Annotated in this window: 19 protein-coding genes; 12 read left to right on the top strand and 7 right to left on the bottom strand. The window is 67.5% G+C overall.

The features are described 5' to 3' along the window. Window positions 1–4 precede the first annotated feature (4 nt). Window positions 5–823, bottom strand: a complete 819-nt coding sequence (locus DFR72_RS06120; protein WP_090066384.1) for a VOC family protein — start codon at window positions 821–823, stop codon at window positions 5–7. 95 nt (window positions 824–918) lie between these two features. On the opposite strand from DFR72_RS06120, the gene DFR72_RS06115 reads away from it, so the two are divergent. The 4 genes from DFR72_RS06115 to DFR72_RS06100 all read left to right on the top strand — a co-directional run bounded on the left by DFR72_RS06115 (window position 919) and on the right by DFR72_RS06100 (window position 3,840). Next, entirely contained in the window at window positions 919–1,662 is a 744-nt protein-coding gene (locus DFR72_RS06115) for a class I SAM-dependent methyltransferase (RefSeq protein WP_245982578.1), read from the top strand. 68 nt (window positions 1,663–1,730) lie between these two features. Next, complete coding sequence (locus tag DFR72_RS06110) at window positions 1,731–2,375, top strand: hypothetical protein (protein ID WP_143086735.1); 645 nt, start codon at window positions 1,731–1,733, stop codon at window positions 2,373–2,375. A 48-nt stretch (window positions 2,376–2,423) separates the two neighbouring features. Further along, window positions 2,424–2,828, top strand: a complete 405-nt coding sequence (locus tag DFR72_RS06105; RefSeq protein WP_143086734.1) for a hypothetical protein — start codon at window positions 2,424–2,426, stop codon at window positions 2,826–2,828. 34 nt (window positions 2,829–2,862) lie between these two features. After that, window positions 2,863–3,840, top strand: a complete 978-nt coding sequence (locus DFR72_RS06100) for an aldo/keto reductase (RefSeq protein ID WP_090066380.1) — start codon at window positions 2,863–2,865, stop codon at window positions 3,838–3,840. 1 nt (window position 3,841) lies between these two features. Here the strand turns inward: DFR72_RS06100 and DFR72_RS06095 are convergent, their stop codons facing one another. Then, window positions 3,842–4,345 (bottom strand): PadR family transcriptional regulator, encoded by a 504-nt coding sequence (locus DFR72_RS06095; RefSeq protein ID WP_090066379.1) that lies wholly within the window; start codon window positions 4,343–4,345, stop codon window positions 3,842–3,844. Between the two features lie 77 nt (window positions 4,346–4,422). Here DFR72_RS06095 and rlmN point away from each other — a divergent pair, with 77 nt between their 5' ends. After that, window positions 4,423–5,529 (top strand): dual-specificity RNA methyltransferase RlmN, encoded by a 1,107-nt coding sequence (gene rlmN / locus DFR72_RS06090; RefSeq protein ID WP_090066378.1) that lies wholly within the window; start codon window positions 4,423–4,425, stop codon window positions 5,527–5,529. Here rlmN and DFR72_RS06085 read toward each other — a convergent pair. Further along, window positions 5,508–7,160: a DUF6119 family protein gene (locus DFR72_RS06085; protein ID WP_090066377.1), complete on the bottom strand. Its 1,653-nt coding sequence runs from the start codon at window positions 7,158–7,160 to the stop codon at window positions 5,508–5,510. The two genes, rlmN and DFR72_RS06085, sit on opposite strands and share 22 nt — an antisense overlap. 100 nt (window positions 7,161–7,260) lie before the next feature. Between DFR72_RS06085 and DFR72_RS06080 the strand changes: the two genes are divergently transcribed. Genes DFR72_RS06080 through DFR72_RS06070 form a run of 3 tightly spaced genes read left to right on the top strand, consistent with a single transcriptional unit; the run spans window position 7,261 to window position 8,981 of the window. After that, window positions 7,261–7,896 carry a hypothetical protein gene (locus DFR72_RS06080; protein WP_090066376.1) on the top strand — a complete coding sequence of 212 codons (636 nt, stop codon included), beginning with the start codon at window positions 7,261–7,263 and terminating at the stop codon, window positions 7,894–7,896. Beyond that, complete coding sequence (locus DFR72_RS06075) at window positions 7,893–8,537, top strand: hypothetical protein (RefSeq protein ID WP_090066375.1); 645 nt, start codon at window positions 7,893–7,895, stop codon at window positions 8,535–8,537. The genes DFR72_RS06080 and DFR72_RS06075 overlap by 4 nt, the downstream gene beginning before the upstream one ends. A gap of 24 nt (window positions 8,538–8,561) precedes the next feature. After that, a complete protein-coding gene (locus DFR72_RS06070; protein WP_143086733.1) occupies window positions 8,562–8,981 on the top strand; it encodes a hypothetical protein in 420 nt (139 codons plus the stop codon). Here the strand turns inward: DFR72_RS06070 and DFR72_RS06065 are convergent. Next, window positions 8,978–9,469 (bottom strand): beta-class carbonic anhydrase, encoded by a 492-nt coding sequence (locus DFR72_RS06065; protein ID WP_090066373.1) that lies wholly within the window; start codon window positions 9,467–9,469, stop codon window positions 8,978–8,980. The two genes, DFR72_RS06070 and DFR72_RS06065, sit on opposite strands and share 4 nt — an antisense overlap. 170 nt (window positions 9,470–9,639) lie before the next feature. Between DFR72_RS06065 and DFR72_RS06060 the strand changes: the two genes are divergently transcribed. Next, window positions 9,640–11,208, top strand: coding sequence for a serine/threonine-protein kinase (locus DFR72_RS06060; RefSeq protein WP_256239399.1), 1,569 nt, complete (start codon window positions 9,640–9,642; stop codon window positions 11,206–11,208). Here DFR72_RS06060 and DFR72_RS06055 read toward each other — a convergent pair. Next, a complete protein-coding gene (locus tag DFR72_RS06055) occupies window positions 11,205–11,567 on the bottom strand; it encodes a winged helix-turn-helix transcriptional regulator (protein WP_090066751.1) in 363 nt (120 codons plus the stop codon). The genes DFR72_RS06060 and DFR72_RS06055 overlap by 4 nt on opposite strands. Before the next feature lie 103 nt (window positions 11,568–11,670). On the opposite strand from DFR72_RS06055, the gene DFR72_RS06050 reads away from it, so the two are divergent. After that, window positions 11,671–12,570 carry an NADP-dependent oxidoreductase gene (locus DFR72_RS06050; RefSeq protein WP_090066750.1) on the top strand — a complete coding sequence of 300 codons (900 nt, stop codon included), beginning with the start codon at window positions 11,671–11,673 and terminating at the stop codon, window positions 12,568–12,570. Here the strand turns inward: DFR72_RS06050 and DFR72_RS06045 are convergent. Continuing rightward, window positions 12,567–12,824, bottom strand: a complete 258-nt coding sequence (locus DFR72_RS06045; protein ID WP_090066749.1) for a DUF2631 domain-containing protein — start codon at window positions 12,822–12,824, stop codon at window positions 12,567–12,569. The two genes, DFR72_RS06050 and DFR72_RS06045, sit on opposite strands and share 4 nt — an antisense overlap. Before the next feature lie 155 nt (window positions 12,825–12,979). Here DFR72_RS06045 and DFR72_RS06040 point away from each other — a divergent pair, with 155 nt between their 5' ends. Further along, complete coding sequence (locus DFR72_RS06040) at window positions 12,980–14,119, top strand: ABC transporter ATP-binding protein (protein ID WP_090066372.1); 1,140 nt, start codon at window positions 12,980–12,982, stop codon at window positions 14,117–14,119. Next, the gene (locus tag DFR72_RS06035; RefSeq protein ID WP_090066371.1) at window positions 14,112–15,245 is read left to right on the top strand and encodes a polyamine ABC transporter substrate-binding protein; all 1,134 of its coding nucleotides are present in this window, start codon (window positions 14,112–14,114) and stop codon (window positions 15,243–15,245) included. The genes DFR72_RS06040 and DFR72_RS06035 overlap by 8 nt, the downstream gene beginning before the upstream one ends. Here the strand turns inward: DFR72_RS06035 and DFR72_RS06030 are convergent. After that, on the bottom strand, window positions 15,232–15,723 hold the full coding sequence (locus DFR72_RS06030) for a cytochrome P450 (RefSeq protein WP_170176152.1): 492 nt from the start codon (window positions 15,721–15,723) through the stop codon (window positions 15,232–15,234). The two genes, DFR72_RS06035 and DFR72_RS06030, sit on opposite strands and share 14 nt — an antisense overlap. Window positions 15,724–15,834: the final 111 nt, after the last annotated feature.

The raw sequence follows: 15,834 nt of genomic DNA, 5'->3' as shown, positions 1-15,834 counted from the left end.
GCCGCTAGTCGTCGAACGGGTCGTCCACCGCGGCGAGCGGTTCGGCCTCGATCACGCGGGACTGGTCGATCACCGAGAACGCCATTCCCGCGTGGTCCTCGACCACGGTGATGCGTCCGAACGGGGTGTCGTAGGGCTCGACGGTGACCCGGCCGCCCAGCTCCAGCACCCGGTACGCCACCGAGTCGGTGCCGATCTCGGGCGCGGCGTTGAAGTAGACCATCCAGTGGGAGCGCTCTCCGTACGGGAACTCGCGCCCCATCTTCTGCCGGCCGATGACCTCGGTGCCCTCGACGGACCAGGACGCGTAGTCCAGCCGGTGCCCGTCGCCGATCTGCGTGATGTCGTAGTGGCACAGCTCGCCGAAGAACTCGTCGGCCGCCGCTCCATCACGGGTGTTCAGCTCGGCCCACGCGTAGGCGCCGTGCCCGCCCGTGCCGAACCGCCAGTCCGGTGGCACGTGCCGGAACCCGACGACGGCGCCGGTCGGGTCCGCGATCACCGTGCTCTGCGTGTGGTCCGAGCCGTCCTCGGGGTTGCGCAGCACCGACCCGCCGAGGTGGAAAGCCTTCTCCGCGGTAGCGCGCGCATGTGGCGTGACCAGGTATAACCGCCAGGCATCTGGATCACCCTGGGGTAATCCGGCGACGGGGACGCCGTCCACCATCGCCACCGTGTAGCCGTCGTCGTCGGCGTAGTGCCAGCCGAACAGGCCGGTGTAGAACTCGATCGCGCCCTTGAGGTCGTCGACGGTTCGTTCGACCCAGCACGGACTTCCGGACAGCAACGGCGCGAGCTGGGGCGTGTTGGGCGCGATCGACACTGCCGCCTCCTGCAGGGAAAGAGATGCTGACACGCTACGCCGTGATTGGACGAATTCGTACGGTCACAGGCAAATGGACGTCCTACAGTGGCTTCGTGAGGGGATTCGTGCGGGCGGCGTTGAACGCGGTGCGTCCGGCAGACGTCGTGCCCAGTCCGAACATCTGGCACTGGCCCGACGTGTACGAGGTCGAGAACCGCGCGCAGGACGTCCACGGCGCGATTTGGTCGTCGTTAAGCGAAGAATGTCCGTTTGGTGGCAAGGACGTCGTAGACGTGGGCTGCGGGGACGGCTTCCACCTGCCGCTCTTCGCGCAGGAGGCGAAGTCCGTCACGGGCGTCGAGCCACACCCACCGTTGGTCGTGCGCGCCAAGCACCGCGTCGCCTCACTGCCGAACGCCCGCGTCATTTCCGGTCCCGCACAAGGCTTGCCTCTGGACGACGCCTCCGCGGATCTCGTGCACGCCCGCACGGCCTACTTCTTCGGACCTGGCTGCGAACCGGGCCTGCGCGAGGCGGACCGGGTGCTGCGGCCCGGCGGCGCGTTGGCGATCGTGGATCTGGACGGTTCGGCCGATCCGTACGGACCGTGGCTGCGCGCCGACGAACCGCGCTACGACCCGGCCGTGGTCGAGAAGTTCTTCGCGGACAACGGGTTCTCGCTGCGGCGGGTCACCGCGGAATGGCGTTTCGAGAAGCGCGAGGACCTCGAAGCCGTGTTGCGCATCGAGTTCTCCGCGCAGGTGGCCGAAAGGGCGATCGCTTCTGTGAGCGGGTTGAGCTTTCCGGTCGGCTACCGGCTCCACGTCCGTCGCAAGCCGGAGGGCCTGATCCTGTGACCGAGGGGAGGAGCCTTGGTCGTTGTCATAGATGAAGCCGTTAGGCCGTCCAGGCCGCTCTGGAGTTCGTGATCATGCCGCAAGAACCGTACAGAGGTCTCGTCGCGGCATTTGAAGCCGCTTCTGACTGGGGTTTGGCTCTGAGTGCGCTTGGATGCGTCCATCGAACGTCGGCCGTTCTGGTGGCTGAAGGCGTTGTGGAGGAGGACGCCGCGCCGTTCTCCACGGGCTCCTTGGTGGAGCTGGCTGAGCTGCGCGACACAAGCGCTGTTCTGAGCGCCTTGATGTCGGCGCGGCAAAGTTTGGCGGTCTACGGCGCCGATCCCGAGACTGGCGAGGTGCGGGGGGAGAGCGACCGCGCCGAGCTGCTGGCCATGGCATCGGAACTGGTGTTGAGGGCCGATGCAAACGCGGATCGCGCCTTCCTGGAGGAATGGGCGAGCATGTGCTCCTCCATCTCTATCGATGTGATGCAACACCTGGACTGCATGGAACTGCGGGCGGTGGCTGAATTCGGTTCGACATCGCCCAGCCCGTATGAGGACGTCCCGCCGTTGCCTGCGGCGGAGATCCAGGCTCAGCTGGAGATCTTGCGGCTCGTGGACGGGCGGGACGCTGACGCTTTGACTCACATGGCGAAACTGTCGGATGCGCTGCGAAGCGCACTCGTAGTCATCGCTGCCGAAGCGGTCAGCAGCGGAGAGCTGGACTAGGGCCGATCGAGAAGAAGCGAAACGCAGGACGATCGGGGCAAGGTGGTCGTGGCTGAGGTGTGCGGCAATGTCGCGCTGATGGAAGGTGCTTTGGAGATGCTGGACAGCAAGGAAGTTTTGCCACTGCACCTGGAGCACCCTTTCCAGGTGTGGTCGTACAGCCACTCTCACCGCATGCTCGTCTTGCGTGGACGGCCCGGGGAAAATTACGATCACTATGTGGACGTCGAGTTCGGCAACGTGCTCGGAATGAAGCTTGCAACCGGTTACGCGAGACTTTCAGTGGAGGCCGCTGCCGACGCGTCCGAGATGGATGACTTCCTGCGTTCGCCCAAACGCTACGAAGACAGGTTCATGAAACTTGTGGTTTCGGACGGTGAGCGCATGGGATTTGTCGTGTGTGGGCGGGTCAGAGTGCTCCGTGGGATCGGCTGGCAGAACCCGAGGTCGTAGGCCCCTGTCCGCTCAGCCGTTTAGGCTCGGGTTCGTGGAGAAGCGAAACGCAGGCAGGTTGAACCGTCAGGTCGGCGTCGTGGGACTGGGTTGCTGGCAGCTCGGCGCCGACTGGGGCGAGGTGGACGAGAGCGACGCGCTCGCGTTGCTGCACGCCGCCGCCGACACGGGGGTCGACTTCTTCGACACCGCCGACGTGTACGGGGACGGCCGCAGTGAGACGCTCGTCGGGCGGTTTCTGAAGGAGCGCAAGGACGACGGGATCTTCGTCGCCACGAAGATGGGGCGGCGGCTGCCGGCGCAGGTCGCTGAGGGGTACTCGCGGGAGAACTTCCTCGCGTGGAACGACCGGAGCCGCCGCAATCTCGGTGTCGACACGTTGGACCTCGTGCAGTTGCACTGTCCGCCCACCGCGGTCTACAGCCGTGACGAGGTGTACGACACCTTGGACGAGATGGTCGAGCAGCAGCGGATTGCCGCCTATGGCGTGTCCGTGGAGAAGGTCGAGGAGGCGTTGGAGGCGATCCGGCGTCCGAACGTTGCCAGTGTGCAGATCATCCTGAACGCGTTCCGGCTCAAGCCCCTCGAAGAGGTGCTGCCCAAGGCCGCCGAGGCGGGGGTCGCGATCATCGCGCGGGTGCCGCTCGCGTCCGGGTTGCTGACCGGGAAGTACGACAAGGCGACGACCTTCGGTGCGGACGACCACCGCAACTACAACCGCAACGGTGAGGCCTTCGACGTCGGCGAGACCTTCTCCGGGGTGCCTTACGAGGTCGGCCTGGAGGCTGTTGAGCGGCTGCGTCCGCTGGTGCCGGAAGGTGCCACGATGGCGCAGTTCGCGCTCAGGTGGATCGTGGACCAGTCCGGCGTCACGGTGGTGATTCCCGGTGCTCGCAACGTGGAGCAGGCGCGGGCCAACTCGCAGGCGGCCTCGCTCGAACCGGTGGACGGCAAGGCCGTCGCCGAGGTGTACGACGAGCTGATCCGGCCGCACGTGCACGACCGGTGGTAGGTCACTCCTCGGCGAGGATGGCGTACAGCTTGCGTCGCAGCTCGTTGTAGAGCTCGGCCGCGCGGGTCTTCTGCTCGGGCGTGCCCGCGTGGGAGATCTGCTCCATCGCGGCGCCCAGCAGGCGGACGGCTGTGCGCAGTTCGCCGTCGACCGGGTCGAGCTGGATCTCGATGTCGCGCCAGGGCGGGGCCGGGTGCTCCGTCCTGGCGTGCTCGGTGAGGGTGAACAGCTTCTTGCCTCCTTCCTCCGCCGCGGAGACGAGGCCCTCGTCGGCGAGCATCTGCAGCGTCGGGTAGACCGAGCCGGGGCTCGGGCTCCACATGCCGCCGGTACGCCTGGCGATCTCCTGGATGATCTCGTAGCCGTGCATCGGCCGTTCTGCCAGCAAGGACAGAACGGCCGCCCGGACGTTGCCGCGCCTCTGGCGGCCGCCCCTGCCGCCGCCCCCGAAGGGTCCGTGGCGGTGCCTGTGGTGGTGATCTCTGTGGTGTGGTTTCATCATCATGTCGTTAACGATATATCGGAACCTATCGCGATGCAACGGTCTTGTGTTGGTGAAGTTCGTGGGACACTAGATGTGCTATGACCTCGCTTCCCCTTGTCTTCGACGCGCCCAAGCGCGGCCTGCCGCCGCGCCACCTGGTCGACCTCACGCCCGCCCAACGCGCGGAAGCCGTTGCGGCCCTTGGCGAGAAGCCGTTCCGGGCCAAGCAGCTGTCGAACCACTACTTCAGCCGTCTGACCGTCGACCCGGCCGAGATGACGGACATCCCGGCGACCACGCGCGACAAGCTCGTGGCCGACCTGATGCCGCCGTTGTTCACGGTCGTGCGCAAGGTCACTGCCGACGAGGGCACCACGTCGAAGACGCTGCTCCGCGCGCACGACGGCACGCTCATCGAGTCCGTCCTCATGCGCTACCCGGACCGCGCGACGCTGTGCATCTCGTCGCAGGCCGGCTGCGGCATGGCGTGCCCGTTCTGCGCGACCGGCCAGGGCGGCCTGCAGCGCAACCTGTCGACCGCGGAGATCGTGGACCAGGTGCGCCTCGGCGCCGCCGCCATGCGTGACGGCGACCTGCCCGGCGGTCCCGGCCGCCTGTCGAACATCGTCTTCATGGGCATGGGCGAGCCGCTCGCGAACTACAAGCGCATCCTCGAGGCCGTTCACCGCATCTGCGACCCGGCGCCGGACGGCCTGGGCATCTCGCAGCGCCACGTGACGGTGTCGACGGTCGGTCTCGTGCCCGCGATCAAGAAGCTGACCGAGGAGAACCTGCAGGTCCGTCTCGCGGTGTCGCTGCACACGCCGGACGACGAGCTGCGCGACACGCTGGTGCCGGTCAACACGAAGTGGAACGTCGCCGAGGTGCTGGAGGCGGCGCGCGCCTACGCGGACAAGACCGGCCGCCGCGTCAGCATCGAGTATGCGCTGATCCGCGACATCAACGACCAGGGCTGGCGCGCCGACCTGCTCGGCAAGAAGCTGCGCAAGCACCTCGGGCAGCTCGTGCACGTGAACCTGATCCCGCTGAACCCGACGCCGGGCAGCAAGTGGGACGCGTCGCCGAAGCCGGTGGAGCGGGAGTTCGTGCGGCGGGTTCGCGAGCAGGGCGTCGAGTGCACCGTGCGGGACACGCGCGGGCAGGAGATCGCCGCCGCCTGCGGTCAGCTCGCCGCCGAGGGCTGACCTCGCCGTCTGGTCTTGGGTTTGGGTGGCTTGCGCGGCGCTGTGTGCTTGATGAACCCGAAGCTCACGGGAACGCGCATCACGCGGTCCAGTGCCTTGATGTTGCGTGCGAGGCTGATGCGCGAGAAGAGCGGCAGGTTGAGCGACTTCTCGTTGGGATCCTTGCGCGTGATGATCGCGAAGACGACCGCGTAGTTGCCGCTGTGGACGGCGGCCACGAGGGCGTCGACGTCGCTGTGCTCGTTGGCCTTGGTCCTGATCAGCTTGACCAGTCGTCCCGGCGCGCTGTCCTCGCTCCTGAGCAGCTCGACGGAGTTGGTCCCCTGGTTGAACAGGTGGCTCAGCAGGCTCGAGTCCGTGGAAATCTTGACATGCACCAGCGTCGCCTTGCCGTCGTCGGCGAGGTAGATGTCGCACGGCTCGATGCCGGTTTGCCCCTTCGGGCTCACGCTCGTCCTGTCGAGGCACACGAAGCCGGATTTCTTGCCCATGTCCGCGTTGTAGTCGCCTTCGAGGTCCTGCGGACAGTCCGCCAGGAACGCCAGGTCCGACCAGAACGGGTCGAGCCTGGCTCGCAGGTCCGAAATGTATGAGCTGTCGACCTCGTACCAGTTCCCTTCGTTGAGGTAGAAGGTGGACCCGCTCGTTCCGTCGGCCGTGTCGAAGTGCAGTGACTTGAAGATCGTGTAGCTCTGCCGGACCTCACCGAACTCATCGGTCAAAGCCAGGCGATGTGACTTCAACTGCTCGACGGTCAGACCGTCGACGGACAGGCCGGACTCGTCCAGGTGCTGGTAGTAGTGCTCGATCGCCACGTCCGGGTAGAGCATGCTTCGACCGGCGTTGAGGAATCTGACGTAGAGGCTGTCGTTGTCGTGCTCGTAGTCGATCAAGGCGGGCGTCGTGAGACGCACGCTGTCTGCTCGTGCGTGCACATCTGCCAGAAGCGTTGTGTTGAGGTCGGCGATCCGGCCGGGGTCACGGACCGGCGCGATCTTCTGGATGTCGGGGAAGCTCGTGAGGTAGGAATCGTCTTGGTAGAGGACGAGCAAGCGTGAACACAGCTTGGTCAGCTCGTCGGACGGGACGGGCGTGCTGATTCGCAGACTGCTCGCGCCGGTCGCGTGCCGAACTATGTCGGCGTGCTCGTCCTTCACCTTGCCGGTGATGCTCTTGAGAACCGCGCTGTCCGCGTCGAAGTCGAAGTAGGTGAGGTCGGTTTCCAACGCGTGCTGTGTGCGTTGCCGGCGTGCTGAACCGGGCTCGACCGTGTCCGTGTTCTTGAGCTTCTGCGGATCCACGCAGTTCAGCGTGGTTCTGATGCCGAAGTCGTACTCGTAGGACTCGTCCTTCAGATTGTGCGCCACGTGGCCGAAGCAGAGCACGAACACGCGTTCGTCCACGGGGAGGAAGACCATCGCGCCCTTGCTCGACTGGAGAAGTGTGCGCTGAACCCCGAAGTAGGCCTTCCACCAGGGCGAATGCCTGGGGCCGTCGTGGACGAGCAAGGTCGCCCCTGTCGGGAGGTTGTCGGCGTCCGCAGAGCGCAGTGAGTTGTTCGCTTCGAGCGCGTTGAGAGCGTCGAACGACTCCTTGAGCAAGTAGATCGAGAAGGGTCTGCTGGGCGCCATGCGTCCAGGGTTCGGCACGCGTGTGGATCGAACGTTGATGCGTTGTCGTCGAGATCGAAATCAGTCGCCGAACGCCCCGCCGGGCTTTACCGTTCCCGCGATGAAACTCGAGGGGGAACGCTGGCGCACGCTCGTCAGCACGGTCAGGCTGGGGCGGGACGAGTACCGGGTGGTGCAGCCGGCCCGGCCGTTGCGCCATGCGCCGTTGTACGAGGGGTACATGGGCGTCGAGACGTGCGTGACCAAGACGTCGGCGCTCGACATCGCCATGGCCTGGGCGTTCGCGATGCGGTCGCCGCGCACGTTGGTGTACCTGCCGTTGCGGCAGAGCGACTGCGAGTGCCGTAGCGCCGACGGGCCCGCGCTGGACATGGTGCTGCTGCACCACAGTCTCGGGTTCCGGTTGTCGAAGTGGCGGGACGTGCGCGCCAGGCTTCGGGGTGGCCGGTCGCACACCGTTGTGTGTCAAGGGATGCCGCAGGAGCGTGCGTTGCCTCGGTGGGAACAGGGGGTGCTGCGCGGGGAGATCGCGGAGAGCACCGTGTTCATCGTTGGCGACAGGTCCTCGTTCCAGGCCGGCGGTCAGGCGTTCCGGCAGTTGGTCGAGGACTGCCCCCGGCACATGCACGAAGTTCCTGGCACGCACTGCTGCGCCGAGCTCACCCCCAAGGACCGGTACTGGAACTGGTTGCACGTCGTGTATTGCGACGAACACCGGGTCAGCACGCGCCGATGAAGATCGAAGGGGAACGCTGGCGCACGCTCGTCAGCACGGTTCGGCTGGGGCGGGACGAGTACCGGGTGGTGCGGCCCGCCCAGCCGGTGAAGCACGCACCGCTGTACGAAGCATGCGTGGGCGTTGAGTCGTGTGTGGACAAAGCCGCGGCACGGATGATGGCGATGGCGTGGGCGTTCGCGATGCGGTCGCCGCGCACGTTGGTGTACTTGCCGCTGCGGCAGAGTGCCGCGGAGGAGTGCGTCTGGAGCGACGGCCCGTTCCTGGACCTGGTGCTGCTGCACCACAGTCTGGGTTTCCGGCTGTCGAAGTGGAAGGAAGTGCGTGCCAGGCTCCGGGGTGGGCGGCCGCACACCGTTACCTGTCAAGGGTTCGGGCCGGAGCCCGACTACGAACGTCTGCACTGGCGGGACAACCGGGACGTGCTGCGCGGGGAGATCTCGGGCGACACCGTGTTCATGGTGGGCAGCGCGCCCGCGTTCCACTCGCAGGGACAGGAGTTCCGGAAGTTGGTCGAGAATGGCCCTCGGTTCATGCACGAGAACCCCGGTGAGCACTGCTGCGCGGAGATCACCGAGGATCGGCGGCACTGGAACTGGATGCACCTGATCTACTGCCACGAACATCGCGTCCATGCCTGAGGGGGCCTCGAAATCATGGGTGTCATGTACGACTACTTCGCCGCGCCGTCCGACGAACTCGCGGCCGCGACGATCGACGGCGGGCCGGTGGGGCTGTTCAGGACGGTCGAGACGAAGGCGCTCGATCCTGTCGTGGTGATGGGGCAGTTGGAGGAGTTGCTCACCGGCCGCCCCTACGACGACATCACCGACGACCCGCGGTGTGGTCACGCCCTCGTGCTCGAAGAGGACGGTGAGGTCCTGGTCCTCACCGTCACCGACGGGGTGCGGGACGGGCTCAGCGAGGCGAGCGGGCTGGACGAGATCGCGGTGGCCTGGGCGCGGATCGAAGAGCTGGAAGGGGCCGATCCGCTGGTGCTGGCCGGCGTGCTCCACGAGCTCAAGGCCTTGGCCGTGGAAGCGGTGAAGAACGGCGAACGGCTCTACTGCTGGGTGTGCGTCTAGGGCTTCACCTCGGTCAGCACGCCCGTTGCCACGTCGAACACGAAGCCGCGCACCGAGTCCTTCACCGGCACGAACGGGTTGGCGGTGATGCGGCCGATCGACTGGCGCACGTCCTCCTCCAGGTCGCCGAACGCCTCGGCGGACCAGGCGGGCTTCACGCCGACCTCGTCCTGGATCGAGCGCTTGAACTCGTCGTCGGTGAACGTCAGCATGCCGCAGTCGGTGTGGTGGATGAGGATGATCTCGCGCGTGCCGAGCAGGCGCTGGCTGATGGCGAGCGAGCGGATCTCGTCCTCGGTCACGACGCCGCCGGCGTTGCGGATGACGTGCGCCTCGCCCTCGTTCAGGCCCAGCACGCGGTACACGTCGATGCGGGCGTCCATGCACGCCACGACGGCCACGTGCTTGGCCGGGGGCAGGGGGAGCGGGCCCGAGAACTGGGCGGCGTAGGTGGCGTTGTTGGCGAGCAGTTCGTCGGTCACCGACATGATTTCTGTCCTCTCACCGGAGATGTACAGGTGAGCAAACTGTCGTATGCGCATACCTGCAACAGCGCCCGGAAGGTGGGAATGCCGCCTGATCGGACATAAGCGGGGGCCGACGCAACTGGAGCCGTACCGGAACAGGACAGGCGGCCGTGCGGCTACCATCCGGGCTCGTGGGGGAAGACAACAGGCTCGTCGCGGGCAGATACGCGACGCTCAGGGAGCTCGGCCGGGGCGGCATGGGGGTCGTCTGGCTGGCCGAGGACAGGGTCATCGGACGGCAGGTCGCGCTCAAGGAGCTGCGGACCACCGAGACCGAGCGGGTGCTGCGGGAAGCCCGCACGGCAGGCCGCCTGAACAGTCCGAACGTCGTCGGCATCTACGACGTCATCGTCGAGCACGGTGTGACGTACCTGGTCATGGAACTCGTCGAGGCGCCCACGCTCTCCGAGGTCATGACCCGCAGGAGTCTCACCGAGGACGAGGTCGCGAACATCGGCCTGCAGACGCTCAACGCGCTGGAGGCGGCGCACGCGGCGGGCATCGTGCACCGGGACGTCAAGCCCAGCAACATCATGGTGCTGCCCGACGGACGTGTGAAGCTCGCCGACTTCGGCATCGCCCGCGCGATGGACGATCCGGGACTGACGGCGACCGGCGGCATCATGGGCTCGCCCGGTTACATGGCGCCGGAGCTGTTCGCGGGCAAGCAGCCGTCACCGGCGAGCGACCTGTGGGCGTTGGGCGCCACCATGTTCCACGCCGTCGAGGGCCGTTCTCCGTTCCAGCGCGACACGACTGCGGCCACCATGCACGCGATCATGTACGAGGAACCGGCGCTGCAGCGCACCAGGGGCCCGCTCGGCGACACGATCATGGCCCTGCTCAGCCAGGACGACACGCGCCGGCTCACGGCGGCCCAGCTGCGGGGGCGGCTCAGCGGCGCCACGACCGTGGTCAAGCCGCTGACGCCGTCCGAGCAGACCGTCGTGATCGAACCCGTCACCGGCTACGTCACGCCGAACACGCCGACGCACGCGGACTGGGACGAGAAACCCAAGTCCCGCAAGAAGATCGGGGTGTTCGCGGGTGCCGCGGCCGCGGTCGTGGTGATCGCGCTCACCGCGGTGTTCCTCCTCAGGCCGGAGATCCAGCAGGGCAGGGCGGCCGCCCAGCAGGGGCCGAGCTCGGAACAGCCGTCGGCGAACGCGAGCAGCACCGCGTCGAGCGCACCGGCGAGCAGCAGCAGTGCCGCGCCGAGCAGCAGCGCGGCACCGTCGTCCAGCCAGCCGTCGAAGCCCTCCCAGTCGACGCAACCGGGTCAGCCACAGCCACCGACGACGCAGCCGAAGCCGCCGCGCGAGACGCTGGTGCTGACCCGTCACCTGAAGGCGAGCGGCTACCACTTCAGCGGCACGTCACGCGTGGCCACGCCGGCGGGTTTCAGCGCGGAGGCGGTCAACCTCGGCAAGCTCCTCGCGAAGGAGGAGGCGGGCACGAAGCCGCTCTACGCCTGCCGCATCAACGGGTCCGAGGACCACATGACCTCGGTCTCGCCCACCTGCGAAGGTCAGACGGTCGTCAGCGCCACCCCGCTCGGTCACGTCTTCACCGGCAAGCCCGCCGACGTGCCCTCTCTGCCGCTGTACCGCTGCCTGTTCAAGGGCACGCACTTCGACTCGCCCGACGTGAACTGCGAGGGCTACCAGCGGGAGTTCCAGTTCGGCTGGGTCGTCGGCTAGCGGGTCGTGGCGGGTTCCAGGCCGATCGGGTCGGCGCTGTCGAACGTCTCGCGCGCTTCGGCGACAGTCTCGTAGTTCTTCTGCGCCCACAACCGCAGCGCGGCCAGCGGCTCGGTGACGCTGCGCCCGAGCTCGGTCAGCTCGTACTCGACGCGCAACGGCACCGAGGGGTACACCGTGCGCGTGACGAGCCCATCGCGTTCCAACGTGCGCAACGTCTGCGTGAGCATCTTCTGGCTGACGCCCTCCAGCCGGCGCTTGAGCTCACCGAACCGCTTGGGCCCGTCTTCCAGGTCGCCGATCACCAGCGCCGTCCACTTCGACGCGACCATGTCCAGCAGGTCGCGGCACGGACACATCTTGAGGTAAACGTCCCTGATCACGGGTAGTTTCTACCAGGTACCTAGTGCACAAGATAGTGCCTGATTGCGAAAAGAGACCTGCTCTCCCATGCTTGACGGCATGCGAGCGATCATCCAGAACGAGTTCGGCGGCCCCCTGACTCTCACCGACGTGCCCAAGCCGTCACCACTTCCGACGGAGGTGCTGGTCAGGGTGCACGCGGCGGGCGTCAACCCGGTCGACTGGAAGACCAGCGCGGGCAGCGGCATGGCCGGGATGCAGACGTTCCCGTTCATCAACGGCTGGGACGTCTCCGGCGTGGTCGAGGAGGTCGGCTTCGGCGTCACGACCCTCAAGCCCGGCGACGAGGTCTACGGCATGCCGTGGTTCCCCCGTGCCGCGGGCGCGTACGCCGAGTACGTCACGGCCCCGTCCCGTCACTTCGCGAAGAAGCCGAAGAGCCTCACCCACGTCGAGGCGGCCGCACTCCCGCTCGCCGCGCTCACCGCTCACCAGATCTTGATCGACACCGCGGAGGTGCAGAAGGGCCAGAAGGTGCTGATCACGGCTGCGGCGGGCGGCGTCGGTCACCTCGCGGTCCAGATCGCGAAGGCCCACGGCGCGTACGTCATCGGCACGGCGCGGGAGCCCAAGCACGCGTTCCTGAGGGACCTCGGTGCCGATGAGGTGGTCGACTACACCAAGGGCGACTACGAAGGCACCGACGTCGACGTGTTCGTCGACCTCGTCGGCGGTTCGTCACCCGAGTCGGTGCGTCCCGGCGGGTTGTTCGTCGGCGTGCCGTCCGGAGTGGACAGGCCGCTGCGCGACGACATCAGGACCAGCCCGATCCTGGTCGAACCCGACCGCGCGGGTCTGGAGGCGATCGCGGCGCTGGTCGAGTCGGGCGAGCTCAGGGTGCACGTCGACGCGACGTTCCCGCTGGAAGACGCCGGAAAAGCACATGCCCTGGGCGGGACGGGCCGCACCCAGGGCAAGATCGTGCTGGAGACGCTCTAGCGACGCCACGGCTTCTTGCTGCGCGCGGCGTCCCACAGCAGGAACGCGATGATCGAGACCCCGGTGGCGACGAGGAAGATGTCCTCGGTCTTGCCGTGGTGGTTGCCGATCAGCATCAGGAAGCAGAAGATCGCCGAGAGCCAGCCCGCGATGCGGGTGCCCTTGGGGAACGTGCCGTGCCAGCCCCACTCGTGCGACGGCTCCTCGTGAGGGTCGACGGCAGGACGCTTGTCCAGTTCCGAGGACGTAGCCACGGTTTCCTCCACTGCTCATCCGGATTACGAAGCCATCGTCGCACATGACGGTGAGCACGGAGGTGTGAGGTCGCGCGCGCACGACTGACGAGCGAGGTCGCACGGGTCTAGGCTCTTCGAGGCCTACCCGTCCGATCTTGTGAAGGCGCCTCGACTTGACCGGCTTCTCTCCCGCCGAGGGCTCAACCCCGGACACGTTCGCCCCCGTCGAGATCGGTCTGCACGGTGTGCGCAAGCGCTTCTCGGACCAGGTGGCGGTCGACGGCGTCTCGCTCGACGTCCACGAGGGCGAGTTCTTCTCGGTGCTCGGGCCCTCCGGCTGCGGCAAGACCACGGTCCTGCGCATGATCGCCGGGTTCGTGGACCCGGACGAGGGCCGCATCGAGCTCGACGGCAACGACATGGTGGGCGTCCCTCCCCACCGGAGGGACGTCAACACCGTCTTCCAGTCGTACGCGCTGTTCCCGCACATGTCGGTGTGGGACAACGTCGCGTACGGGCTCAAGCGCAAGAAGATCCGCGGCGCCGAGCTGAAGAAGCGCGTCGGCGAGCACCTCGAACTGGTGCGGCTGTCGCAGTTCGCCCAGCGCCGGCCCGCGCAGCTCTCCGGTGGCCAGCAGCAGCGCGTCGCCATCGCCCGCGCGCTCGCCGCCGGTCCGCGGTTGCTGCTGCTCGACGAACCGCTCGGCGCGCTCGACGCCAAGCTCCGCAAGGAACTGCAGATCGAGCTGATGCGCATTCAGCGCGAGGTCGGCACGACGTTCCTCCACGTCACGCACGACCAGGAAGAGGCGCTGGTCCTCTCGCACCGCATCGCCGTGATGAACGCGGGCAGGATCGAGCAGGTCGGCTACCCCGAGGACGTCTACGAACGGCCCGCGACCCGGTTCGTCGCCGGGTTCATCGGCACGTCCAACGTCCTCGGCGCCGAGGTGTCCGGTGTGGACGGTGGCCTGGTGTCGCTGACGGCTCCCGGCGCCACGAACCTGCGCGCCAAGTTCTCCGGCAGCGTCAGCCACGGCCGCAAGGTCGCCGCGACCGTGCGGCCGGAGAAGGTGCACCTGTTCAACGAGTCCGCCGAGCCGCCGACCGGCTGGTGCGTGCTGCGGGGCGTCGTTCAGGACGTCGTCTACACGGGCGTGTCCACGCAGTTCGTGGTCGGCACGCCCGGAGGCGTGCTCACGGCGTTCGTGCAGAACGCCCAGCGCATCGACGACGCGGGCGCGCCCGGTCAGTCCGTGCGGGTGGCCTGGGACCCCGAGTTCACCGTGCTGCTGGAGCCGGACGATGGCTGAGCAGGTCCGGATCGCCCGGCTGTGGGACGTCGACAGCCCACGGGTGACCCGGCGCACGATGCTGGGCTCGATGGCGTTCTTCGCGCTCGCCGCCTGCGCGGTCGGCCCGGCGCCGATCGATTCCGGCGGCCCGAGCGCGGGCAGGGCCGCGAACCTGGCCGACGAGCCCAAGCTCAACTTCTACAACTGGACCGACTACATCGCGCCGGAGACGTTGCCGGGCTTCACGTCCGTGAGCGGCATCGAGGTCACGTACGACAACTTCTCGACCAACGACGAGATGGAAGCCAAGATCGCGTCCGGCCAGGCTGGGTACGACCTGGTGGTGCCGAGCGACAACTTCCTGCGCCGGTTCCTGCGGTCCGGCCTGCTCCAGCCGCTGGACCACGACGCGATCCCGAACCTGCGCAACCTGGAGCGGCGGTTCGTGGAGGCCGAGTACGACCCCGGCAACCGGTACTCCGTGCCGTGGGCCTGGGGCACAACGGGTCTGGCGTACTCGAGGTCGCAGATCGGCGGCGACGTCACCGGCTTCGACGCCTACGACCTGCCGAACGCCCAGGGGCGCAGCTCGATCCTCGACGAGGCCCGTGACGGCATGGCCATCGGACTGCTGAAGCTCGGCCACGACCCGAACACCACCGACGCGCGGCAGATCGACGACGCGGCGAACTTCCTGCTGTCGTTGAAGAAGAAGCTCGGCCAGATCACCTCCGACGTGATCGAACCGCTGACCTCGGGCCAGGTGCGGCTGGCGCAGTCGTACTCCGGCGACGCGTTCCAGGCGCGCGCCGCCGACGACGACATCGGGTACGCCATCCCCGTGGAGGGCGGACTGTCCTACGTGGACCTGCTCGTCATCCCGAAGGACGCGCCGCACGCCGCCAACGCGCACCGGTTCATCGACTACGTCCTGGGCGCCGAGGCAGGTGCGGCGCTGTCCAACGCCGTCCGGTACGGCAGCCCCAACGCCGCCGCGAAGCCTCTGATCGACGAGGAGCTGCTGAACGACCCGGTGGTCTACCCGCCGGACGAACAGCTGGCGAAGCTCCCGTTCACCAAGGACCTCGGCGGCGACGCCGAAGCGCTCTACGCGGACGCCTGGACGAAGGTCAAGACCGGCTGACCGGCATGCTCCTCATCCCGCGGATCACCACCGAGTCGCGGAACACCACCGGGCCCGTCTGCCGCAGGTCCGGCATCCGGCGGGCCAGCGCGCGGAACGCCACCTCGCCCTCCATGCGCGCGAGCGTCGCGCCCAGGCAGTAGTGGATGCCGCTGGAGAACGCCAGGTGCTCCGGCTTGTGCACGCGCATCACGTCGAACTTGTGCGGCTCGGGGTAGACCTCCGGGTCGCGGTTGGCGGCGGCGATCAGCAGCGTCACGACCTCGTCCTTGCCGATCCCGTGGACCCGCTCGTGCGCGATCCTGCTGGTCATCTGCACCGGCGGCGCCCAGCGCAGCGTCTCCTCGACCACGGCGGACGCGAGTTCCGGGTTGGCCACCGCGTGGCTCGTCGTGAACCAGAGGCCACCCTCACCGGTCAGCGGCCCGAGTGCGCGCAGCCGCTCGTAGATCGGATGCGGGTCTTCATGTCCGGTCAACCGCTCCAGCACCACTTACCGTTACCTGAGGTGTGAGTGAATGTGAGTCCACTGTGTTCAGGCAGCCGGCGCCTTGCGGCGTCGGCGTTGGCCCGCCGGGGCGGGTCTTCC

It is taken from the genome of Lentzea flaviverrucosa (genome assembly GCF_003350445.1).
GTDB lineage: Bacteria > Actinomycetota > Actinomycetes > Mycobacteriales > Pseudonocardiaceae > Lentzea > Lentzea californiensis.
The sequence above is the reverse complement of the archived record's forward strand: the minus strand, read 5'-3'. Positions and strand labels throughout refer to the sequence as shown.

Coding starts and splice junctions, on each gene's coding strand:
- DFR72_RS06095 (WP_090066379.1), bottom strand. CDS start 4,345: ATGATGATGAAACCACACCACAGAGATCACCACCACAGGCACCGCCAC.
- rlmN (WP_090066378.1), top strand. CDS start 4,423: ATGACCTCGCTTCCCCTTGTCTTCGACGCGCCCAAGCGCGGCCTGCCG.
- DFR72_RS06085 (WP_090066377.1), bottom strand. CDS start 7,160: ATGGCGCCCAGCAGACCCTTCTCGATCTACTTGCTCAAGGAGTCGTTC.
- DFR72_RS06080 (WP_090066376.1), top strand. CDS start 7,261: ATGAAACTCGAGGGGGAACGCTGGCGCACGCTCGTCAGCACGGTCAGG.
- DFR72_RS06075 (WP_090066375.1), top strand. CDS start 7,893: ATGAAGATCGAAGGGGAACGCTGGCGCACGCTCGTCAGCACGGTTCGG.
- DFR72_RS06070 (WP_143086733.1), top strand. CDS start 8,562: ATGTACGACTACTTCGCCGCGCCGTCCGACGAACTCGCGGCCGCGACG.
- DFR72_RS06065 (WP_090066373.1), bottom strand. CDS start 9,469: ATGTCGGTGACCGACGAACTGCTCGCCAACAACGCCACCTACGCCGCC.
- DFR72_RS06055 (WP_090066751.1), bottom strand. CDS start 11,567: ATGTGTCCGTGCCGCGACCTGCTGGACATGGTCGCGTCGAAGTGGACG.
- DFR72_RS06050 (WP_090066750.1), top strand. CDS start 11,671: ATGCGAGCGATCATCCAGAACGAGTTCGGCGGCCCCCTGACTCTCACC.
- DFR72_RS06035 (WP_090066371.1), top strand. CDS start 14,112: ATGGCTGAGCAGGTCCGGATCGCCCGGCTGTGGGACGTCGACAGCCCA.